This is a genomic window from Brachybacterium huguangmaarense (genome assembly GCF_025725725.1).
GTDB lineage: Bacteria > Actinomycetota > Actinomycetes > Actinomycetales > Dermabacteraceae > Brachybacterium > Brachybacterium huguangmaarense.
Genome location: NZ_CP107020.1, coordinates 1,426,941 through 1,447,956 on the forward strand (window position 1 = coordinate 1,426,941; position 21,016 = coordinate 1,447,956).

The 21,016-nt window shown below is 74.9% G+C and carries 18 protein-coding genes; 14 read left to right on the top strand and 4 right to left on the bottom strand.

The features are described 5' to 3' along the window. Window positions 1-24 precede the first annotated feature (24 nt). Window positions 25-1,125, top strand: a complete 1,101-nt coding sequence (locus tag BRM3_RS06280; protein ID WP_263595225.1) for a histidinol-phosphate transaminase — start codon at window positions 25-27, stop codon at window positions 1,123-1,125. 51 nt (window positions 1,126-1,176) lie between these two features. Then, the gene (locus BRM3_RS06285) at window positions 1,177-2,472 is read left to right on the top strand and encodes a Gfo/Idh/MocA family protein (protein ID WP_263595226.1); all 1,296 of its coding nucleotides are present in this window, start codon (window positions 1,177-1,179) and stop codon (window positions 2,470-2,472) included. A 3-nt stretch (window positions 2,473-2,475) separates the two neighbouring features. Here the strand turns inward: BRM3_RS06285 and BRM3_RS06290 are convergent, their stop codons facing one another. After that, entirely contained in the window at window positions 2,476-3,285 is an 810-nt protein-coding gene (locus BRM3_RS06290; RefSeq protein WP_263595227.1) for a spermidine synthase, read from the bottom strand. A gap of 37 nt (window positions 3,286-3,322) precedes the next feature. On the opposite strand from BRM3_RS06290, the gene BRM3_RS06295 reads away from it, so the two are divergent. The 7 genes from BRM3_RS06295 (at window position 3,323) to BRM3_RS06325 (ending at window position 11,002) form a co-directional block, all read left to right on the top strand. After that, window positions 3,323-4,624 carry an MFS transporter gene (locus BRM3_RS06295; protein WP_263595228.1) on the top strand — a complete coding sequence of 434 codons (1,302 nt, stop codon included), beginning with the start codon at window positions 3,323-3,325 and terminating at the stop codon, window positions 4,622-4,624. Window positions 4,625-4,708: 84 nt separating this feature from the next. After that, a complete protein-coding gene (locus tag BRM3_RS06300; RefSeq protein WP_396127033.1) occupies window positions 4,709-5,860 on the top strand; it encodes a thiamine pyrophosphate-dependent enzyme in 1,152 nt (383 codons plus the stop codon). Continuing rightward, window positions 5,857-6,840, top strand: coding sequence for an alpha-ketoacid dehydrogenase subunit beta (locus BRM3_RS06305; protein ID WP_263595229.1), 984 nt, complete (start codon window positions 5,857-5,859; stop codon window positions 6,838-6,840). Before BRM3_RS06300 ends, BRM3_RS06305 begins: the two co-directional genes overlap by 4 nt. Before the next feature lie 29 nt (window positions 6,841-6,869). After that, window positions 6,870-8,282 (top strand): dihydrolipoamide acetyltransferase family protein, encoded by a 1,413-nt coding sequence (locus tag BRM3_RS06310; RefSeq protein WP_263595230.1) that lies wholly within the window; start codon window positions 6,870-6,872, stop codon window positions 8,280-8,282. Window positions 8,283-8,337: 55 nt separating this feature from the next. Next, window positions 8,338-8,829 carry a fluoride efflux transporter FluC gene (locus tag BRM3_RS06315; protein ID WP_263595231.1) on the top strand — a complete coding sequence of 164 codons (492 nt, stop codon included), beginning with the start codon at window positions 8,338-8,340 and terminating at the stop codon, window positions 8,827-8,829. Continuing rightward, on the top strand, window positions 8,826-9,215 hold the full coding sequence (locus tag BRM3_RS06320; protein ID WP_263595232.1) for a fluoride efflux transporter FluC: 390 nt from the start codon (window positions 8,826-8,828) through the stop codon (window positions 9,213-9,215). The genes BRM3_RS06315 and BRM3_RS06320 overlap by 4 nt, the downstream gene beginning before the upstream one ends. Next, entirely contained in the window at window positions 9,212-11,002 is a 1,791-nt protein-coding gene (locus BRM3_RS06325) for a bifunctional copper resistance protein CopD/cytochrome c oxidase assembly protein (protein WP_263595233.1), read from the top strand. Before BRM3_RS06320 ends, BRM3_RS06325 begins: the two co-directional genes overlap by 4 nt. Here BRM3_RS06325 and BRM3_RS06330 read toward each other — a convergent pair. Beyond that, the gene (locus BRM3_RS06330; protein ID WP_263595234.1) at window positions 10,915-12,348 is read right to left on the bottom strand and encodes a flavin-containing monooxygenase; all 1,434 of its coding nucleotides are present in this window, start codon (window positions 12,346-12,348) and stop codon (window positions 10,915-10,917) included. The genes BRM3_RS06325 and BRM3_RS06330 overlap by 88 nt on opposite strands. Before the next feature lie 51 nt (window positions 12,349-12,399). Then, window positions 12,400-13,332, bottom strand: a complete 933-nt coding sequence (locus BRM3_RS06335) for an N-acetylglucosamine kinase (RefSeq protein ID WP_263595235.1) — start codon at window positions 13,330-13,332, stop codon at window positions 12,400-12,402. Between the two features lie 114 nt (window positions 13,333-13,446). Here BRM3_RS06335 and BRM3_RS06340 point away from each other — a divergent pair, with 114 nt between their 5' ends. Genes BRM3_RS06340 through BRM3_RS06350 form a run of 3 tightly spaced genes read left to right on the top strand, consistent with a single transcriptional unit; the run spans window position 13,447 to window position 16,842 of the window. Next, window positions 13,447-14,940 (top strand): glycoside hydrolase family 3 N-terminal domain-containing protein, encoded by a 1,494-nt coding sequence (locus BRM3_RS06340; protein WP_263595236.1) that lies wholly within the window; start codon window positions 13,447-13,449, stop codon window positions 14,938-14,940. 55 nt (window positions 14,941-14,995) lie between these two features. Beyond that, window positions 14,996-15,967, top strand: a complete 972-nt coding sequence (locus BRM3_RS06345) for an N-acetylmuramic acid 6-phosphate etherase (RefSeq protein WP_263595237.1) — start codon at window positions 14,996-14,998, stop codon at window positions 15,965-15,967. Next, complete coding sequence (locus BRM3_RS06350; RefSeq protein ID WP_263595238.1) at window positions 15,964-16,842, top strand: MurR/RpiR family transcriptional regulator; 879 nt, start codon at window positions 15,964-15,966, stop codon at window positions 16,840-16,842. The genes BRM3_RS06345 and BRM3_RS06350 overlap by 4 nt, the downstream gene beginning before the upstream one ends. A 15-nt stretch (window positions 16,843-16,857) precedes the next feature. Here BRM3_RS06350 and BRM3_RS06355 read toward each other — a convergent pair whose 3' ends face one another. Further along, window positions 16,858-17,811, bottom strand: a complete 954-nt coding sequence (locus tag BRM3_RS06355) for an L-lactate dehydrogenase (protein WP_263595239.1) — start codon at window positions 17,809-17,811, stop codon at window positions 16,858-16,860. A gap of 146 nt (window positions 17,812-17,957) precedes the next feature. Here BRM3_RS06355 and BRM3_RS06360 point away from each other — a divergent pair, with 146 nt between their 5' ends. Together BRM3_RS06360 and BRM3_RS06365 are read left to right on the top strand one after the other, a co-directional pair. After that, window positions 17,958-19,598 (top strand): ABC-F family ATP-binding cassette domain-containing protein, encoded by a 1,641-nt coding sequence (locus BRM3_RS06360; protein WP_263595240.1) that lies wholly within the window; start codon window positions 17,958-17,960, stop codon window positions 19,596-19,598. Window positions 19,599-19,704: 106 nt separating this feature from the next. Beyond that, the gene (locus BRM3_RS06365) at window positions 19,705-21,000 is read left to right on the top strand and encodes a bifunctional o-acetylhomoserine/o-acetylserine sulfhydrylase (protein WP_263595241.1); all 1,296 of its coding nucleotides are present in this window, start codon (window positions 19,705-19,707) and stop codon (window positions 20,998-21,000) included. The last annotated feature ends 16 nt before the right edge of the window (window positions 21,001-21,016 follow it).

Sequence of the window (21,016 nt, forward strand, 5' to 3'; positions counted from 1 at the left end):
AGCGCGCGGCCCTACCCTGGAGCAGTGACCGCCCAGAACCCATCCGAGAACATCCGCCTGCGCGCAACGCTCGCCTCCCTGCCGCCCTACGTGCCCGGTCGGCCCGCCGCGGACGACGATCTCGTGCGCTACAAGGTCTCTTCCAACGAGTCCCCCTTCCCCGCGCTCCCGGCCGTGCGAGACGCCCTCATCGCGCAGATCGACGGCATCAACCGCTACCCCGACATGGGCGCGGTCGCCCTGCGCGAGGAGCTGGGCCGGATGCACCACGTCGACCCCGCCCAGATCGTGGTGTCGACCGGCTCGGTCGCGGTCACGGGCGATCTCGTGCGCGCCCTCGTCGACCAGGGCGACGACGTGGTCTTCCCGTGGCGCTCGTTCGAGGCCTACCCGATCCTGGTCGGCTCGCACGGGGGCGTCGGCGTCGGCGTGCCGCTCGGCGCCGACCACGCCCTCGACCTCGACGCGCTCGCCGACGCGATCGGCGAGCGCACCCGCCTGGTGCTCCTGTGCACGCCCAACAACCCGACCGGCCCGGCCCTGACCGCCGAGCAGATCGAGGGCTTCCTCGCGCGCGTGCCCGACACCGTCGTGGTCGCGATCGACGAGGCCTACCGCGAGTTCCTCGACCCCGAGATCGCGCCGGACACGGGCGCGATCTTCGCCGCGCACCCCAACGTCGTGCTCCTGCGCACCTTCTCCAAGATCCACGGGATCGCGGGCCTGCGCATCGGCTACGCCGTCGCCCACCCCCGGCTGGCCCGGGCGCTCTCGCAGGTCACGCTGCCGTTCGGGGCCGCCACGCTCGCGCAGGCGGCCGCGCTCGCGTGCCTGCGGCCGGCCGCCCGCGCCGAGCTCGAGCAGCGGGCCGCCCTGATCCGCGCCGAGCGCCACCGGGTGCTCGCCGCCCTGCGCGCCCAGGGCTGGGAGGTGCCCGACTCCCAGGGCAACTTCGTCTACCTGCCCCTGGGCGGGCGCAGCCAGGAGTTCGCCGCCTTCGCCGATGCGCGGGGGCTCGTCGTGCGCGCCTACGGCGAGGACGGCGTGCGGATCACGATCGCCGAGACCGAGGCCAACGACCGTCTGCTCGAGATCGCCGAGGACTGGCGCTCGCCTGCGTCCTGAGCGGGGCGTAGGGTTGTCCTCACGCATTAGTTGCAGAGAGGAAATAACAACATGACCTTCAGCCTCGGCATCGTCGGCATCGGGCAGTTCGGCACCCATTTCGCCGAGCTCTTCGCTGTCCATCCCCAGATCGATGCCCTGTACGCCGTGGACTCCGTGCCCGAGCGCATCGACGCGATCGAGCAGCGCGCGGAGCACCCCGTGCACTTCGCGGGCCGCTTCGACACCGTCGAGGAGCTGCTGGCCTCCGACGTCGACGCCGTCGCGATCTTCACCCAGCGCTGGACCCACGGGCAGATCGCGCTGCAGGCGCTGCGCGCGGGCAAGCACGTGTACTCCGCGGTGCCGATGGCGATCAAGGAGGACGAGATCCGGGCGATCACCGAGGAGGTTGCGCGCACCGGCCTCGTCTACATGATGGGCGAGACGAGCCAGTACAACGCGGCGGTCGTGCTCGCCCGCCGGATCCACCGCTCGGGCGCCTTCGGCGAGGTCTTCTACGCCGAGGGCGACTACGTGCACGACATGGACCTCGGCTTCTACGACGCCTACAAGTTCTCCGGGGGCGACGACTGGAAGGCGACCGCCTCCTACCCGCCCCTGCTCTACCCGACGCACTCGATCGGCGGCGTGCTCGGCGTGCTCGAGGACCGCCACGCGGTGTCGGTCTCCGCGCTCGGCCGGCCCGACACGCGCGGCGACGGCGTCTTCGACAGGTCCGTCTCGATGTTCGACAACGACGTCTCCAACGCCTTCGCCCTGTTCGAGATGGACAACGGCGGCGCCTTCCGCACCAACGAGCTGCGGCGCGTGGGCTACCCCTCCCACAAGCGCGAGTCGCGCTTCCGGTACTTCGGCGAGAAGAGCAGCTTCGAGGAGACCGTCGACGTCACCTACTTCCACGACAAGGAGGACGTCGTGGAGGTGACGGACCTGATCCGCACCGACGCCACCATGAGCCTGGACGACCCCCGCCTCGCGGAGGTCTCGCCGACCCTGCGCGACGCCTTCGTCGCCGGTGCCGCCCCCGTCCACCATCAGGACCGCCTCCCCGACGAGTTCCAGGGCGCGCCCAACGGCCACGAGGGCGCCCATCACTTCCTCGTCGACGACTTCGCGTGCGCCGTCGCCGCGGGCGTCCAGCCCGTCGTCAACGCGTGGCGGGCCGCCCGCTACACGCTGCCGGGCGTCATCGCCCACGAGTCGATGCGCCGCGGCGGCGAGCGCCTGCCCATCCCCGACCTCGGCGACTGCCCGCTGCCCGTCCAGGACCTCGACGCCGACCAGTCGGCTCTCGACAAGGACGCGCTCGAGGCCCTCGTGGCCTCTCCCGACAGCGCGAGCTGAGGCTCAGGCGAGGCGCTCGGCCAGGTCCTCCGTCTCGTCCGGGTCGAGCACCGCGGCGGGATGGGGGCCGGCCGCGAGCCACGCCTCGGCCTGCTCGGGGGCGATGCCGGGCCCGGCCACGAGGACGAGGTTGCCCTCGCCGAAGCGCTCGAGCAGGGTCGCGTCGGCGAGGGTCCACACCCCGGGGCGGCCGGCCTGCTCGGCCGCCTCGGCGAGGGCGAGGGCCTGGCCCGCCCAGAAGCGCAGGCCGGGCTCGTCGCCCACGTTGACGGCGAGCAGTCCCGCCTCCGTCAGGTGGTCGAGCGCCTCGGCGTAGAACTCGGTGCACGCGAGGTGGGCGGGCGAGTCGAGGCCGCTGAACACGTCGAGCACGATCGCGTCGAAGCGGGCCCCGGTCATGCCCGCGAGCGCCTCGCGGGCGTCGCCGATCACGATCTCGAGATCGGTGCCGGGGGCCAGCGGCAGCGCCGAGGCGACGAAGTCCGGGAGCTCGCGCTCGATCTCGACGACCACCTGGGGCGAGCCGGGCCGCGTGGCCTGGACGTAGCGGGGCAGCGTGAGCGCGCCCGCCCCCAGGTGCAGCACCGACAGAGGCCGGCCGGGAGCCCGGCATCCGTCGAGCACGGTGGCGATCCGACGCAGGTACTCGTGCCGGATCGTCGTCGGCTCCGCGAGGTCCACATGGGACTGGACGAGGCCGCCGATCTCGAGCCACCAGCCGTGCTCCGTCAGGCCGTCGGGGCTCACGCGGGCGGCGAGGCCGGATCCGGACAGCTGCACGGAGCGGACGCGGGGCGCGGGGGTGAAGGCCATGCTGTCATTGTGGCGCGCCGGCCGTATCGTCGTGACCATGCCTGCGCTCCGCCGTCCTCTCATCGTCTGGGGTGCGGGAGTCCTCGCCTACATCGCCGCCGTGCTCCAGCGCACGACCCTCGGGGTCTCGGGCCTCGAGGCCGCCGACTACTTCGGCACGAGCGCCTCGATCGTCGCGACCTTCGTCGTGGTCCAGCTGCTCGTCTACGCGCTCGCCCAGGTCCCCGCGGGCCTCCTGCTCGACCGCTACGGCGCGCGCGTCACCCTCACCGCGGGAGCGGTGCTCATGGCCGCCGGCCAGCTGCTCATCGCGAGCACCGACGTGATCGGGCTCGCGATCCTCGCGCGCGTGATCGTCGGCTGCGGGGACGCCCTCACCTTCGGCAGCGCGATCCGGCTCGTGCCGGCGTGGTTCCCCGCCTCGCGGGTGCCCCTGCTGACCCAGCTGACGGGCATCGTCGGCCAGCTCGGGCAGGTGCTCTCGGCGGTCCCCTTCGTCGGCATCCTGCTGGGCCACGGCTGGTCGGCGGCCTTCGGCGCGGCCGCCGCCTTCGGCCTGGTCGCCGGCGTGCTCGCCCTGGCTCTCGTGCGCGCGACCCCGCCGGGCCACGAGCGGGAGGTCGTGCGCCAGGACGTGCGGCGCCTGCCGTCGGACGTCCTGCAGATCGTGCGCCATCCGGCCACCCAGCTCGGCTTCTGGACCCATTTCACGTCGGGCTTCCCCGGCATGGTGTTCGCGATGATGTGGGGCCACCCGTACCTGACCGCGGGGGAGCACCTGCCCGTGCCCCTCGCCTCGAGCATCATGACCCTCTTCGTGCTCGCCTCGATCGCAATGGGCCCCTTCGTGGGCGCGATGACGCAGCGCCACCCGCTGCGGCGCTCGACCCTCGTGCTGCTGATCGTCTCGACGTGCGTCGCGCCGCTCGTCGTGCTCGTGGCCTGGCCCGGCCCCGCCCCGCTGTGGCTGCTCCTGGTGTGGGTGCTCGGCCTCTCCTTCGGCGGCCCGGGCTCCTCGGTCGGCTTCGACTTCCCGCGCACGAGCCTGCCCGGCCATCGCCTGGGCACCGCGACCGGCGTCGTCATCATGGGCGGTTTCCTCGCGGCGCTCGTGTGCATCCTGCTGATCGGCGTCGTGCTCGACGCCGTGGCGCCCTTGGGCGCCTACCGGCTCGGCGACTTCCGCCGCGCCTTCGCCGTCGAGCTGCCCTTCCTCGCCCTCGGCGTGGGCGGCATGCTCGTGTCGCGACGCGCCCTGCGCCGCCGCATGGCCGACCACGGCCTGCGCGTGCCGCGCTGGCGCGAGGTGGTGCGGTCCGGACGCATCACCCGGCTGTGAGCGGGGCCACACGTGCGGTAGGTTCGGGCCGTTGTGACCGTCACCTCCCCACAAGTTACGCAACCGTAGGTTAAGGTCGTGCCCGTGAGCGTCTTCCGCACCACCATCCCCGCCGACCCGCACGACGAGCCCATGCTCCAGCTCCTCGCGCCCGACGGCACCCGCACGCCCCACGACGAGCTCGACCCCGTCCTCGCGCACCTGACGGCCGACGACCTGCGCGGCTACTACCGGGACATGGTCATGATCCGCGCCGCGGACCTCGAGGCCACGAGCCTGCAGCGTCAGGGCCAGCTGGGCCTGTGGGCGAGCGCGCTGGGCCAGGAGGGCGCCCAGATCGGCGCCGGCCACGCGGCGCGCACCCAGGACTACCTCGTGCCCACCTACCGCGAGCACGGCGTCGCGTGGGCGCGCGGCATCGAGCCCATGACCCTGCTCGAGCTGTTCCGCGGCATCTCCCACTGCGGCTGGGACCCCTTCGCGATCCGCACCCACCCGTACATGATCGTGCTCGGCGCCCAGACCCCCCACGCGGTCGGCTACGGGATGGGCCTCCAGCGCGACGGCGTCGTCGGCACCGGCGACGTCGACACCGACACCGCCGTGCTCGCGCTGTTCGGCGACGGCACCTCCTCCGAGGGCGAGGTCTCGGAGTCCTTCACCTTCGCCGCGAGCTTCCAGGCGCCCGTCGTCTTCTACTCCCAGAACAACCAGTGGGCGATCTCCGTGCCCACCTCGGTGCAGACCCGGGTGCCGCTCGCCCAGCGCTCGCGCGGCTGGGGCATCCCGAGCCTCCGCGTCGACGGCAACGACGTGCTCGCGTGCCTGGCCACGACCCGCATCGCGCTCGACGCGGCCCGCGCGGGGGAGGGGCCCCGCTTCATCGAGGCGCTCACCTACCGCATGGCGGCGCACACCACGAGCGACGACCCCACCCGCTACCGGCCGCGCGCCGAGGAGGAGGAGTGGGCCGCCAAGGACCCGATCCTGCGCCTGCGCCTGCACCTCCAGCAGATCGACGAGATCGACGACGCCTATATCGCGCGCTGCGACGAGGAGGCCCACGACCTCGCCATGCGCCTGCACCACCACATCCACGAGATGCCCGACCCCGATCCGCGCACGCTGTTCGACGACGTCTACGCCGAGCCGCACCCGCTCGTCGAGGAGGAGCGCGCCGCGTACGCCCAGTACCTGTCCCAGTTCGAGGACGACGCCGAAGGAGCCGCCCGATGAGCATCGTGAAGCTCCCGATCGCCAAGGCCATCACGGCCGGTCTGCGCGACGCCATGCGCGCCGACGACCACGTGCTGCTCATGGGCGAGGACATCGGCGTGCTCGGCGGCGTGTTCCGTGTGACCGACGGCCTGCAGGCCGAGTTCGGCCCCCAGCGCGTGGTCGACACCCCCCTCGCCGAGGCCGCGATCGTCGGCACCGCCGTCGGCCTCGCCTTCCGCGGCTACCGGGCCGTGTGCGAGATCCAGTTCGACGGTTTCGTCTACCCCGCCTACAACCAGATCACGACCCAGGTCGCCAAGATGCACTACCGCACCGGCGGACGCGTGAACCTGCCGCTCGTGATCCGCATCCCGCACGGCGGCGGCATCGGCGCCGTCGAGCACCACTCCGAGAGCCCCGAGGCGCTGTTCGCGCACACCGCGGGCCTGCGCATCATCGCCCCGGCGACCGCGCAGGACGGCTACTGGATGACGCGCCAGGCGATCGAGTCCGAGGACCCCGTCATCGTGCTCGAGCCCAAGCGCCGCTACTGGATCAAGGGCGACGTCGACCCCGACGTGCGCCCCGAGCTGGGCCTGCACGAGGCCGCGGTCGTGCGCGAGGGCACGGACGCCACGCTGCTCGCGTGGGGCCCCTCGGTGCCCGCCGTGGTCGAGGCCGCCGAGACCGCGGCCGCCGACGGCATCGACCTCGAGGTGATCGACGCCCGCTCGCTCTCCCCGCTCGACATCGACACCATCGCCGACTCCGTGAGCCGCACCGGCCGCCTCGTGATCGTGCACGAGGCGCCCGTCTTCGGTGGCCTCGGCGGCGAGATCGCCGCACGCGTCACCGAGCGCTGCTTCTACAGCCTCGAGGCCCCCGTCCTGCGCGTCGGCGGCTTCCACACCCCGTACCCGCCCGCGAGGATGGAGGAGGCCTACCTGCCCGACCTCGACCGGATCCTCGACGCCGTCGACCGCGTCCTCGCCCCCTGAGCAGCTCCCGCCCCAGAAAGGCACCGCCCATGTCCCATCCCGTGCAGATCAAGCTCACCGATCCCGGCGAGGGCCTCACCGAGGCCGAGATCATCGACGTCAAGGTCTCCGTGGGCGACACGATCGAGATCAACCAGATCATCGTCGAGGTCGAGACCGCCAAGTCGGCCGTCGAGCTGCCCAGCCACGTCGCGGGCACCGTCACCCGCGTGCTCGTCGCGGTCGGCGACGAGGTCGAGGTGGGGGCGCCCCTGATCGAGGTCGACACCGACGGCGGCAGCGCGCTCGAGGCCGAGCCCGAACCCGAGCCCGCCGCGTCCGAGGCCGCGGCCGAGCCGGAGACGCCCTCGCTCCCCGAGGCCCCGGAGCAGTCCGAGGAGCCCGACGAGCCCAAGAACCTCGTCGGCTACGGCTCGCGGCCGGCCGCCTCCCGGCGCCGCCGCCGGCGCGGTGCGCAGGACGACGAGGACCAGCAGGTGCCGCTCGACCGCGTGCTCGCCAAGCCGCCCGTGCGCAAGCTCGCCCGCGACCTCGGGATCGCGCTCGCCGACGTGCTCGCGACCGGCCCCGGCGGCACGGTCACGCGCGACGACGTGCTCGCCGCCCAGCAGCGCGCGATCTCCGGCGACGAGGCCCGCGGCGGCGACTACTTCCCCGACGAGTCCCCGCAGGCGCCCGCCGGTCTCGACGCCTCGATGAAGACGAGCCGCCACCAGCCCTTCCACGGGGTCACGAGCGACGAGCGCACGACGCGCGTGCCGATCCGCTCCGTGCGCAAGCGCACCGCCGAGGCGATGGTGTCCTCGGCGTTCACGGCGCCCCACGTGACGGTGTTCAACGAGATCGACATGACGGCCACGATGGAGCTCGTCGCGCGGCTGCGGGCCGACCGCGAGTGGGCCGACGTGCACGTCTCCCCGCTCGTGATCGTCGCCAAGGCCCTGCTCGTCGCGATCCGCCGCAACCCCGAGGTCAACGCGTCGTGGGACGAGGCCGCCCAGGAGATCGTCTACAAGCACTTCGTGAACCTCGGGATCGCCGCCGCGACCCCGCGCGGGCTCATCGTGCCCAACATCAAGGACGCCCACCTGCTCACGCTGCGCGAGCTCGCCGAGCAGATCAGCGAGCTCGCCCGCACCGCGCGCGCGGGCCGCACCTCCCTCTCGGCGACGCGCGAGGGCACGATCACGATCACCAACTTCGGGGTCTTCGGCATCGACTCCGGCACCCCGATCCTCAACCCCGGGGAGTCGGTGATCCTGGGCCTGGGCGCCGTCAAGGAGAAGCCCTGGATGGTCGACGGGCAGATCGTGCCGCGCCGCATCGCCCAGCTCGCGCTGAGCTTCGACCACCGTCTCATCGACGGCGCGCTCGGCTCCGAGCTGCTGCGCGACATCTCCCGCGTGCTCGAGCAGCCCGAGATGGGGCTCGTGTGGGGCTGAGCCGTACCCTGGTGCGGTGAGCCCTGCCCCGCTGCCCCGCCGTGACGATCCACGGATGCACACCGTGGAGATGGCGGCGCTGTCCCCGGCGGACCTCGGCGAGGACGGCGGCGCCCGCCGCCCCCGTCGCGCGCCGCTGACCACCCGGCAGACGGCCCTGCTCGTCGCCGGGGGCGGGGCCCTCGGCTCCGTGCTCCGCTTCGTGCTCGAGCTCGCCCTGCCCTCGACCATCACCCCCACCCTCGTCGAGATTCCGTGGGCCACCTGGCTGGCCAACGCGGTCGGCTGCCTGGGCGTCGGGCTCGTCTCCGGGCTGATCGAGGTGCACCCGCGCGCCCCCCGCTGGCTCGAGCCGTTCGTCGTGATCGGCCTGTGCGGCGCCTTCACCGCCGTCTCGACCGTCGTGCTGCAGGTCGGCGCCATGATCGGCGCGGACTTCCCGCTCGTGGGCCTCGAGTACGGGATGGCGACCGTCGTCGTCGCGCTCGGGGCCGTCGTGCTCGGCATCGCCGCGGGTCGCCTGCTGGGCAAGCGGGTGAGCGCATGATTGTCGTGCACCTGCTCGCGGTCGCCGTGGGCGGCGCCGCCGGCACCCTCGCCCGCTGGGGCCTCACGGTGTTCTCCCGGCGCTCGCCGAGGATGCGGTCGACGCTCGGGGTCCCGTGGGCCACATTCGCGGCCAACGTGCTCGGCTGCTTCCTGCTCGGGATCTTCGTCACCGAGCTCGGCACGGCGGCCGGCGGGGTGGGCCGCACCGCCTACCTGCTCCTGGCCACCGGGTTCTGCGGGGGCCTGTCGATCCTGTCGACCTTCGCCCTCGAGGTCGTGAACCTCTCGCGCCACGGCACCGCAGTGATCGCCGTCGGCTACCTCATGCTGAGCGCCGGCACCGGGCTCGCCGCGCTGTGGGCCGGCCTGGCGCTCGCCTCATGACGTCCCGCCGCACGCGCGGGATCGCGACGACCGGCGTGGTCGTCGCGCTCGCCGTGCTCGCCCTGGTCTCCGTGCTCGCCGCCGACGCGGCGGGCGGGCCCGCCGCGACGATCCTCGCCGACGCGGGCGCGGCGGCGCGCCACGGCGGCCCCGTCGCCTCCCTCGTGGCCGACCTCGCCGGGGCCCTCGTGCTGGGCGGCGCCGTGCTCGGCGGCTGGGTGCTGGGCTCGACCGCCGACCGGACCCGCGCCCTGCTCGTCGTCGCGATCGCCGCGGGCGTGTGGACGCTCGCCCAGCTCGTGCTCATCGCGACCTCCTACGCCGTGGCCACGGGCCAGCCGATCGGCTCGGACCGCTTCGGCTCCGACCTCGGCGTCTATCTCACGACGGACCTGGGCGCGTGGCTGCTCGCGAGCCTCGTGCTCGCCGCCGTCACGACCGTCGTCGCCGTGAGCGGGAGCTCGCGCGCGACGGCGCGCGCGGTCACGGTCGCGGCGGGCGCAAGCCTCCTGGCCAAGGCGATGACGGGGCACGCGGCGGGCACGGCGAGCCACGAGACGGCGACCTCGACGATGCTCGTCCACCTGCTCGCCGTCGGCGTGTGGGTGGGCGGCCTGGCCGTGCTCCAGCTCCTGCCCGACGGCCCCCGCGACGACGCCGCCGTGGTCCGCGGCTACTCCCGCCTCGCCCTCGTGTGCTGGGCGGCCCTGTGGGCCAGCGGCGTCTGGGCGCTCGCCGTGCGCATGAACGGGATCGGGGACGTGGTCACGAGCGCCTACGTGCAGCTCGCCCTCGTCAAGGCGCTCCTGCTCGCGCTGCTGGGCGGCGCCGGCGTCGTGCAGCGCCGCCTCCTGGCCGATGCGGCCGGCGCCCCCGGCGCGGAGGGCCGCCCGCTGGACCGTCACCTGTTCCGCCGTCTCGCGCTGCTCGAGCTCGCGCTCATGGGGCTCGCGGTCGCGCTCGCCGCCGCCATGAGCAGCTCCCCGCCGCCGGCCGCGGCGGCCACCGCCCCGGGCGACCTCGCCGAGCTGCTCACGGGCTACCCGCTGCCCGCCGCCCCCGGTCTCGGCGCCGTCGCGACGGCGTGGCGGCCCGACGTGTTCGCCCTCGCGGCCTGCTGCGCGATCGCGCTCGCCTGGTGGTGGCCGACCGCACCGCGCCGCGCGCGGCCGCGCACGATCCTGCTCGTGGTCGCGCTGATCGCGGCCCTCGTCGTCCAGTGCGGGCCGCTCGCCGTCTACGGCAAGGTCCTGTTCTCGGCGCACCTGGCCCAGCACGTGCTGCTGCTGACGGTGGTGGGGCCGCTGCTCGGCGCGGCCTGGTCCTGGCGCCCGCCGCGGCGCGCGGGGGTGCTCGTCGCGGCCCTCGCCGTGGTGCTCGCGGGCGCCGCCTACGTGACGCCGCTCGTGCGCCTCACCCTCGACTCCCACGTCGCCCACCTCGCGCTCGTGGTCGGCGCGACGGCGTGCGGCGTGCTCGTCGGCGCCGCGATCGCGGCGGACCGCCGGGCCGCGCCCGCGGCCGGGATCGTGCTGGTCGCGGGCGGTCTCGTGCTCGCCCTCGGGGACCGCGTCGTCGCCCCCTCGTGGTTCGGCGCGACGGGCAGGCCGTGGCTCGCCGACGCGCTCGCCGATCAGCAGCGCGCCGGCTGGGCGCTCGTGGCGTGGGCGGTCGTCTGGACGTCCGCCGCGGCCCTCGCTCAGGCGCGGTCGGCGCGGTCCTCGAACAGCGAGCGCACGGTGCGCAGGCGCGCGAGCAGGTCCTCGCGGTCCGCGAACGGCAGCTGACCCGGCTCGGTCACCCGGGGGGGCAGGGCGCGGCGGCGCGCCGCGCCCTGGACCTGGTCGAGGCGCTCGGCGATCCGGCCCCGCCACCCCTCGGACCGCTCGGAGGCCGGCCGCACGGGCACCGCGTCGTCGCTCCCGCGGCGCAGACGCCGGAAGCCCTCGGCCGCGGCGTCGCCGTCGACCGCGGCGCGCAGGAACAGCGCCGCGAGGTCGGCCTGCTGGGCGAGCACGGGCCAGATCCCGCCCGTGACGCGCACCTGGCCGAGCACCGCGAGGTCGTCGCGACCGCGCGGGAAGGCGCCCAGGAAGAGGTCCGGGGCCCCCGAGGCGGTGCGCGGCACGACGCCCTCGCCGAGCGCGTCGACGCCGTCCTCGTAGCCGGTCGCGAGCACGATCACCGACGGCGCCCACGTGCGGCCGTCGGCGAAGGCGACCGTGCCGTCGTCGTCGAGGGAGGTCACGTCGGGCATCGGGGCGATGCGGCCCTCGCGGATGCGGCCGATCACGTCGTCGGAGACGATCACGCGGTCCTCGAGCAGGCCGGCCGCAGGGCGCGGCAGGCCCACGGCGGCGGGATCGCCCGCGACGCGCCGCACGACGGTCTCGGCGACCTTCTCGTTGAGCGCGCCGAGCACGGCGGGCTCGCGCGAGGCCGCGACGTCGCCGGGCGTGCCCGCGATCGTGCGGGGAACGATCCAGTGCCCGGTGCGCACCGACCAGCGCACCTCGAGGGCGCGCGAGGCGGCGTCGACGGCGATGTCGGCGGCGGACTGGCCCGAGCCGACCACGAGGACGGAGCGCCCCTCGAGGCCCTCGGGGCCGTGCCAGTCACGCGCGTGCACGAGCCGGACGTCGCCCGTCGGCTCACGGTCGCGGGCCCAGCCGGGCAGGTGCGGGCGGGAGCTCGTGCCGGTCGCGGCGATCACCGCGCGGTACACGCCGATCTGCCCGGTGGAGAGCTCCACCTGCCACACGCCGTCGTCGAAGGGCACGGCGCGGCGCACGGTCGTGCCGGGCTGGAAGTGCTCCGTCAGGTGGTGCCGCGCGGCATAGGCGCGCAGGTACTTGGTGAGCTGCTCGGGGCTCGGGAAGGCGGGGAACGAGGCCGGCATGACGAGGTCCTCGAACTGGGTGAGCTCCTTCGAGGACAGCGGGTGCATGCCCTCCCACACGGGGGAGCCCTCCTCCCCGTTCCAGATCCCGCCCACGTCATGGCCCGCGTCGACCAGGTCGAAGGGCAGGCCCACGGACCGCAGCGCGGCGGCGGCGGCCAGCCCGGCGGGTCCCGCGCCGATGACGAGCACCTTCTCGCGCGTGGGGACGGAGTCGTCGCGGTGATCGGACATGGAGGGGCCTTCCGGACGGGGTCGCAGACCCGTTGATTGTACGGTCCGCGCTCAGGCCGCGCGGCCCCCGGCGAGCAGCCACGCGCCCTCGATCCCCGAGGGCGCGATCGCGATCGCGGGGTGGCCGGCGGCCTCGAAGCCGCAGATCAGCTCGTCGCGGATGGGGCCGCCGCTGCACAGCACGGAGCCCGCGAGCACGAGCGGCAGCTCCGCGCCCGGGTCCAGACGCCGCACGTTCTGGCTCAGGGCGCGGATGGCCCGGTCGAGGATCTTCCGGGAGACCGGGTCGGGCAGGGTCTGGCCGGGCAGCGGGGCGAAGCGTCCCCACTGGGCGGGGGTGAGGCCGTCGAGGGCGCGGATGAGGTCCTGGCGCACGTCGCCCGTCGGGGTGTCGATCCCGTCGCGCAGCTCGAGGTCGAGCACGTCGCCGAGGGCCTCGGTGAGGGCGGTGCGCGGGCGCCGTCCGTCGATGTCGGCCGCGACCGCCTCGAGCACGTGACGCCCCAGCCACACGGCCGAGCCGATGTCCCCGAGCAGCCAGCCCATGCCGTCGACGCGCCGCACCAGACGACCGCCCTCGAAGCGGGCCGCCACGGCGCCCGTGCCCGACAGCAGCAGCACGCCGTCCTCGCCGACGTCGCCGGAGCGGAAGGCCGCGTGCTGGTCGTCGGTCACCTCGACGCGCTCGGGCGCGATGCCCAGCGGTGCGAGCAGCGCGCGCACCGCGTCGGTGATCTCCGCGTGGCGGGCGGGACCAGCACCGGAGACGGCGAGCACGGCGCGGCCGACGTCGGCGCCGTGGCGGCCCGCGAGGGCCGTCCGGATCGTCGAGACGAGGGAGGAGAGCGCGTCGGGCCCGCTCGAGCGGATGTTGCAGCCGGGCCCGAGGACCGGCTCGGGCACGGGGCCGACGGGACCCAGCGCGATCCGGCTCGAGGTGCCGCCGATGTCGGCGGCCAGGACCAGGGCGCCCGGCCCGGTCACCGGCGGGGGACCTGGATTCGCGGCGTCGTTCACAACGCCCCCTTTGTCGTGGTAACTTCACTCGACCAACAGGTGGATCGAAGGCACTTTCATCCTTCGCCCTGAGGAGCTCTCATGATCGCACGTCGGGTGCGGGACGCCGGATCCGCATCCGCCTGGGACGCCGACGCCCTCGGCGTGCTGCTCGCGTCCTTCGAGGGGCCCGAGGTGCCCGCCTGGCTCGGGGCCCCGCTGCGCGAGGGCCTCGGCGGCGTGGTCCTGTTCGGCTCGAACACCCCCGACCCCGCGGCGTGCCGTGACCTGGCACGCTCCCTGCACGCGATCGCCCCCGACCTGCTCGTCGCGATCGACGAGGAGGGCGGCGACGTCACCCGGCTGCAGGCGCGCACCGGCTCCTCGCTGCCGACGGCGTGCGCGCTCGGGAGGATCGACGACGTCGACCTGACCCGTCGGGTGGGCCGGACCCTCGGCGACCTGCTCGCCGCGTGCGACGTGGACCTCGACCTCGCCCCCGTGCTCGACGTCTCGACCGACCCGCGCAACCCCGTCATCGGCACCCGCTCCTTCGGCGACGACCCCGACCTCGTGTCCCGCCACGCACGGGCGCTCACGAGCGGGCTGCGCGAGGCCGGCGTCGGCGCGTGCGGCAAGCACTTCCCGGGCCACGGCGCGACCCACGTCGACTCCCACACCGCCCTGCCCCGCATCGACCTGCCCGCCGACGAGCTGCGCCGCGAGCACCTCGAGCCGTGGGCGCTCGCCCCGTGGCTCGACGCCGTCATGACCGGCCACCTGCTCGTGCCGGCCCTGGGGGAGGGCCCGGCCTCGATCTCGCCCTGGTCGCGTCCGCTGCTCGACGAGGTCTCGGGCTCGGGCGGGTACAGCGGGCTCGTGGTCACCGACGCCCTCGACATGGCGGCGGTCGCCGCCGACCCGGGCCCGCTCGAGGCCCCCGTGCGGGCCATCGAGGCGGGCGCGCACCTGCTGTGCCTCGGACGCGCGGGCAGCCGCGACGGCCAGGAGATGCTGCGCGAGGCGCACGGGGCGATCACGGGCGCCGTCGCGAGCGGTCGCCTCGACCGCGAGGTCCTGCACCGGCGCGCCGTCGAAGCCCGGCGGGACGTGCGCTTCCTGCGCACACGCCGCACGGCCGTCCCGGCACCCTCGTGCGAGGAGGCCCTCGAGGGCGCCCGCCGGATCGGCGCCCTCGCCGCCGCCCGTGCCGTCGAGCTGCGCCGGGCCGTGCTCGTCGGGCCGCGGGTGAGCGTGGTCGACGCCCGGGCCCGCCCCGACCACGCCGCGGGCCCGCGTCCCGAGGTGCTCGTCTCGGAGCTGCGCTCGCGCGGCTACGACGCCGCCGCGGCGCACGACGCGCACGACGTCGCGACCGCCGACACGGCCCTCGTCCTGACCCGCCTGCCCCGCGCCGACGCCGACGAGGCGCGGGCGCTCGCGGCGGTCCTCGCCGACCGTCCCGACGCGATCGTCGTGCACACGGGCGTGCCCGGCGCGGCGCCCGACTGCGAGCGTCGCGTGCTCGCCCTCGGCGGCGGCCCGGCGATGCTCGGCGCCGCCGTCGATGCGATGATCCGGGCCGGCACCCGGTGACCCGCGCGCACGCCCCGGCAGCCCCTCTCCTCTCCACCGACCCCCAGGAGCATCCATGACCGCACCGACCCCTGGGCCGCCCGCGTGGCACGCCCTCGTCGACCTCGCCTCGCCGACCGAGGAGCGCAATCCCGCGAGCATGCACCTGGACACCCTCGACGCGCCGTCCCTCGTGGACCTGATCCTCGCCGAGGACGCGCGCGTCGCCGTCGCCGTCCAGGCACAGGCGTCGGCGATCGCACGCCTCGTGGACGTGTGCGTCGCCGCGATCGACCGCGGCGCCACGGTCCACTACGTGGGGGCGGGCACGTCGGGCCGCCTGGGCGTGCTCGACGCGGTCGAGCTCGCCCCGACCTACCACGCGACCGAGGACATGGTCTGCGCGCACCTGGCGGGCGGGCCGGCCGCGATGACGGGCGCCGTCGAGGGGGCCGAGGACGACGAGGGCGCCGGCGCCGCGCTCGTCGCCGCCTGCGAGGACGGGGACGTCGTGATCGGCCTCGCCGCGAGCGGCCGCACCCCGTACGTGGGCGGCGCACTGCGCGCCGCGCGCGGGCGGGGGCTGGCCACCGCGCTCATCGCGGCGAACCCGCGCGCCCCGCTCGCCGCCGACGCCGACCTCGCGATCCTGCTCGACGTGGGCCCCGAGGTGGTCACGGGCTCGACCCGGATGAAGGCCGCGACCGCGCAGAAGATGACGCTCAACGCCCTGTCGACGGCGACCATGGTGCGGCTCGGCACGACCTACGAGAACCTCATGATCGACGTGTCCCCGACCAACGACAAGCTGCTCGCGCGCACCGTGCGCATGCTCGTGCAGGCCACCGGCGCGAGCGCCGGGACGGCGGCCGCGACGCTCGAGGAGGCCGACGGCAGCGTGCGCGTCGCCCTCGTGGCCCTGCTGTCCGGGGCGGACGTCGAGCGGGCGCGCGAGGCCGCGGCCGCCGCGCGTCCCGACCCCGGCCGCCGCGGGGACCCCGCGGGGATCCGCACGGCCGTGGCCCGCCTGACCGAGGACCGGTCGTGACGAGCCCCGTGCCCGCCGGGCCCGTCACGGTCCGTCTGCGCGGCCACCTCGGGGACCTCCAGCCGGCCCTGCGCCGCATCGCCGAGGTGGTCCTCGCCGATCCCTCCGGGGCCGGCGCCATGACGATCGGGGACCTCGCACGCGCCGCCGGCTGCTCCGAGGCCACCGTCGTGCGGCTCACCCACGAGCTCGGCTACCAGGGGTATCGCGACTTCCGCTTCCGCCTCGCCGAGGAGACCGCCGTCGCGCGCGAGCGCAGCGGGCGCACCGTGTACGAGGGCGACATCGACCCCGCCGACGACCTCGCGGCGGTCGTCGGCAAGATCGCCACGGCCGACGCCCGCGCCGTGGGCAACACCGCCCGGGTGCTCGACCTCGAGGTGCTGGGCGCCGTCGCCGACCACGTGCTGGGTGCGCGCCGGATCGCCGTGTTCGGGGTCGGCGCGTCGGGCCTCGCCGCGACCGACCTGCAGCAGAAGCTCGCGCGCATCGGCCTGCTGTGCACGGCGCACGTCGACAGCCACGACGCGCTGCCCACCGCGGCGCTCCTGGGCGAGGGCGACGTCGCGATCGGCCTGTCCCACACGGGCCGCACGGTCGACGTCGTGGACGCGCTGCGGATCGCGCGGGAGCGGGGGAGCGTGACCGTCGCGATCACGAACTCCCCGGCGAGCCCCGTGATCGAGGAGGCGGACGCCGTGCTGCTCACGGCCGCGCACGAGTCGGCGTTCCGCTCCGGGGCGACCGCGTCGCGGATCGCCCAGCTCACCGTCATCGACTGCGTGTTCGTCGCCGTGGCCCGGCAGCTGCCCGACCTCGGGCGCGAGGCGCTCCGGCGCACGCGCGCCTCGGTCGAGGACCGGCGCCTCGGCTGAGGCGCCGGCGGGGCCTCACAGCCCCAGGTCGGCCTGGACCGCGCGCAGCGCGTCGGCGGAGGCGTGCAGGCGCGCGAGCTCCTTGTCCTCCATGGGGATGTCGAGCACCCGGACCACGCCGCGGATCCCGACCACCGACGGGATCGACATCGCGACCCCCGAGATCCCCTTGTAGTCCTCGAGGACCGTGGACACGGGCAGGACGGCGTGCTCGTCGCGCAGCACCGCCTCGGCGATGCGGGCGGCGCTCACGCCGATCGCGAGGTTGGTCGCGCCCTTGCCCTTGATGACCGTGTACGCGGCCTGCGCGACCTCGCGGCCCAGCTCGTCGAGCACGTCGTCGGTGAAGTCGATCAGACCGTGCTCGCCATGGCACTCGCGCAGCGGCACCTGGCCGATCGTGGCCGTCGACCACAGGCCGAACTCGCTGTCCCCGTGCTCGCCGATGATGGTGGCGTGCACGCTGCGCGGCGACACCTCGAGAGCCGAGGCGATCTGCCAGCGCAGCCGCGAGGAGTCGAGCACGGTGCCCGAGGCGAACACGCGCCCGCGGGGCAGCCCCGAGATCTCCTGGGCCGCGACCGTGAGCACGTCGCACGGGTTGGTCACGAGCACGTAGACCGCGTCGGGCGCCTGCTCGAGCAGCTGCGGCATGAGCGAGCGCAGGATGCCCACGTTGACCCCCGCGAGGTCCAGCCGGGTCTGCCCCGGCTTCTGGGCGGCGCCCGCGGTGATGACGACGACGTCGGCGCCGGCGACGCACGAGATGTCGTCGCCGCCGATGATCCGGGCGCCCGAGGCGAGCGGGCTGCCGTGGGCGAGGTCGAGCACCTCGGCGTCGACCTTGGCCTTCTTGACGTCGTAGAGGGCGATCGTGCGGGCGGTGCCGCGCAGCATGGCGGCGTAGGCGACGGAGGAGCCGACGGCCCCGGCTCCGATGACGGCGAGCTTCGAGTTTCCGATGGACATGTCCCCATCGTCGCCCGGATCGCGGCGGGTGCCAAGGACCTTCGGGAGGAATTCGCTCGTCTCCGTGCTCCGGCGCTCGTACAGTGGTGCCCATGTGGATCTGATCGGCCCCCGCCCTGCCCGCCCCGCGACCCCGGAGCCGATCCATGCCCGCACCCCGATCCCTGCACCTGCGCCTCGACGGCGTCTCCCACTCCTACGGCGCACACCGCGTCCTGACCGACGTCTCGATGACCGTGCCCGCCGGGACCCCCACCGGCCTGCTCGGCGAGAACGGCGCCGGCAAGTCGACCCTGCTCCGCCTGATCGCGGGGGACGAGACCCCCGACCGCGGCACGATCGAGGCGCCCGGGCCGGTCGGCCTGCTCCGCCAGGATCTGCCCTTCCCCGCCGAGACGAGCATCGCCGCGGTGATCGACGACGCCCTCGCCCATGCCCGTCGGCTCGAGCGCGAGCTCGACCGCGCGGCCGCCGAGCTCGCGGAGGCCCCGGGGTCCGCCGCCGCGGCCGGGCGCTGGGACGAGCTGCTCGCGCGGGCCACGCTCGCCGAGGTGTGGGACGCCCCGCGGCGCTCCGAGGAGATCGTGGCGGGCCTCGGCCTGGCCGAGCTGCCCCGCGACCGGCCGCTCGGCGGGATCTCGGGCGGCCAGCGCGAACGCCTCGCCCTGGCCCACCTGCTCATCACCGCGCCGACCACCCTGCTGCTCGACGAGCCCACCAACCACCTCGACGACGCGGGCGCCGACTTCCTCGCCGCGCTGCTCGCCCGCCACCGCGGGCCCGTGCTCGTGGCGAGCCACGACCGTGCCTTCCTCGACCGGGCCACGACCGCCCAGATCGACCTCGACCCCGCCCCGGGGCCCCTGGACGGCCCCGCCCCGGGCGCGACCGCCTACACCGGCACCTTCACCGACTACCTGCTCGCCAGACTGTCGGCGCGCGAGCGCTGGGAGCGCCGCTTCCGCGACGAGCAGGAGGAGCTCGCACGGCTGCGGGCCCTGCAGAAGGACTCCCACCAGGTGGGGCACGAGGGGCGCGGGCCCCGCACGGAGGCGCGCGGCGCCAAGAAGTTCTACTCCGACCGCAACGCGACGGTCGTCTCCCGCCGGGTCCGCGACGCCGGTCGCCGCCTCGAGGTGCTTCAGGCGGAGCAGGTGGCCAAGCCCCCGGCGGAGCTGCACTTCACGGGGCTGCCCGTCGCTCGGCGCGGCGCCCGCGGCGGCGTGTTGCTCGCCGGGAGCGACGTGGCCGTCGACGGTCGCCTGGCCCCCGTCTCGCTCGCGCTCTCGGCCGGCGAGAAGCTCCTGGTCACCGGGGCCAACGGAAGCGGCAAGTCGACCCTGCTCGCGGTCCTGGCCGGCACGCTCGAGCCCGACCGCGGGAGCGTGCAGCGCCCGGGCGCGCTGCGCATCGGCCATCTCGCCCAGGACGAGCGCCTGGACCCGGCGGCCTCTCCGCGGCGCCTGCTGACCGCGGCCGCGCATCTCGTCCCCGACGCGACGCCCGAGCTGTTCGGGCTGCTCCACCCGCGCGACCTCGACCGCCCGCTCGCAGATCTCTCGCGCGGGCAGGTGCGCCGCGTCGCGCTCGCCGCGGTGCTCACCGACCCGCCCGACCTGCTCGTGCTCGACGAGCCGACCAACCATCTCGCGCTCGACGTCGCGACCCGCCTCGAGCGTGCGCTGCAGGACTGGGAGGGCAGCGTCGTCATCGCCTCCCACGACCGCTGGCTGCGCAGCCGCTGGAGCGGTCGGACGCTCGCCCTCGGCGCGGACCGAACGCCGTGATGTCACGCACGTTCACAGGGGTTGCCGGTCCGGACCCGGGAGCAGGCACCCTGTGCCGGACGGTCGGCATCGGCCGGCACCGTGCCCGCGCGAGAGAAGGATCGCCATGACCGAGCAGCCCCTGCACTTCGAGACCCTCGCGATCCACGCCGGCCAGGAGCCGGACCCCGCCACGGGAGCCCGCGCGCTGCCGATCTACCAGACCACGAGCTTCGTGTTCCCCGACGCCGAGACCGCGGCCAACCGCTTCGCGCTCGCCGACCTGGGGCCCATCTACACGCGCATCACCAACCCCACCCAGGCGGCCGTCGAGGACCGGATCGCCGCCCTCGAGGGCGGGGCCCTGGGCCTGCTGGTCTCCTCCGGGCAGAGCGCCATCACGCTCGCGGTCCTCAACCTCGCCGGCGCGGGCGACTCGATCGTCGTCTCGCCGAGCCTGTACGGCGGCACGTTCAACCTGTTCAAGCACACCCTGGCGCGCCTGGGCATCGAGCCGATCTTCGTCGAGGACCCCGACGACCTCGACGCGTGGCGCCGGGCGGCGCGCGAGAACACCAAGGCGTTCTTCGCCGAGACGATCCCCAACCCGCGCCAGGACGTCCTGCAGATCCGCGAGGTCGCCGACATCGCCCACGAGGCCGGGGTGCCGCTCATCGTCGACAACACGGTGGCCACGCCCTACCTGCTGCGCCCGCTCGAGCACGGCGCCGACATCGTCGTGCACTCGGCGACGAAGTTCCTGGGCGGCCACGGCACCACGATCGCGGGCGCGATCGTCGACGGCGGCACCTTCGACTTCGCGGCCGACCCGGAGCGGTTCCCGACCTTCAACGAGCCCGACGCCTCGTACAACGGCCTCGTCTACACCCAGCTCCCGCGCCCGCTCACGCCGTTCGCCATCAAGGCCCGCGTGCAGCTGCTGCGCGACCTCGGCCCCGCCGTCGCGCCCCACAGCGCCTTCCTCATCGCCCAGGGCCTCGAGACCCTGCCGCTGCGCATGGAGCGCCACGTGGCCAACGCGACGCGGGTCGCCGAGTACCTCGCCGCGCGCGACGACGTCGAGTCGGTCTCGTGGGCGGGCCTGCCCGGCTCGCCCTACCACGAGCGGGCTCAGCGCTACCTGCCGCGCGGCGCGGGCAGCGTGCTCGGCTTCACGCTCGCCGGTGGCGCGGAGGCCGGGCGCCGCTTCGTCGACTCCCTGCGCCTGCACTCCAACGTCGCCAACATCGGCGACGTCCGCTCGCTCGTCATCCACCCCGCCTCGACCACCCACTCCCAGCTGAGCGAGGACGAGCAGCGCGCCGCGGGCGTCGAGCCCGGCTTCGTGCGCCTGTCCGTGGGCCTCGAGCACATCGACGACATCCTCGCCGACCTCGACCGGGGGTTCGCCGCGCTCGCGTGAGACCCCGGCGCCGGGC

Coding starts and splice junctions, on each gene's coding strand:
- BRM3_RS06285 (WP_263595226.1), top strand. CDS start 1,177: ATGACCTTCAGCCTCGGCATCGTCGGCATCGGGCAGTTCGGCACCCAT.
- BRM3_RS06290 (WP_263595227.1), bottom strand. CDS start 3,285: ATGGCCTTCACCCCCGCGCCCCGCGTCCGCTCCGTGCAGCTGTCCGGA.
- BRM3_RS06295 (WP_263595228.1), top strand. CDS start 3,323: ATGCCTGCGCTCCGCCGTCCTCTCATCGTCTGGGGTGCGGGAGTCCTC.
- BRM3_RS06305 (WP_263595229.1), top strand. CDS start 5,857: ATGAGCATCGTGAAGCTCCCGATCGCCAAGGCCATCACGGCCGGTCTG.
- BRM3_RS06310 (WP_263595230.1), top strand. CDS start 6,870: ATGTCCCATCCCGTGCAGATCAAGCTCACCGATCCCGGCGAGGGCCTC.
- BRM3_RS06315 (WP_263595231.1), top strand. CDS start 8,338: ATGCACACCGTGGAGATGGCGGCGCTGTCCCCGGCGGACCTCGGCGAG.
- BRM3_RS06320 (WP_263595232.1), top strand. CDS start 8,826: ATGATTGTCGTGCACCTGCTCGCGGTCGCCGTGGGCGGCGCCGCCGGC.
- BRM3_RS06325 (WP_263595233.1), top strand. CDS start 9,212: ATGACGTCCCGCCGCACGCGCGGGATCGCGACGACCGGCGTGGTCGTC.
- BRM3_RS06330 (WP_263595234.1), bottom strand. CDS start 12,348: ATGTCCGATCACCGCGACGACTCCGTCCCCACGCGCGAGAAGGTGCTC.
- BRM3_RS06340 (WP_263595236.1), top strand. CDS start 13,447: ATGATCGCACGTCGGGTGCGGGACGCCGGATCCGCATCCGCCTGGGAC.
- BRM3_RS06345 (WP_263595237.1), top strand. CDS start 14,996: ATGACCGCACCGACCCCTGGGCCGCCCGCGTGGCACGCCCTCGTCGAC.
- BRM3_RS06355 (WP_263595239.1), bottom strand. CDS start 17,811: ATGTCCATCGGAAACTCGAAGCTCGCCGTCATCGGAGCCGGGGCCGTC.
- BRM3_RS06360 (WP_263595240.1), top strand. CDS start 17,958: ATGCCCGCACCCCGATCCCTGCACCTGCGCCTCGACGGCGTCTCCCAC.
- BRM3_RS06365 (WP_263595241.1), top strand. CDS start 19,705: ATGACCGAGCAGCCCCTGCACTTCGAGACCCTCGCGATCCACGCCGGC.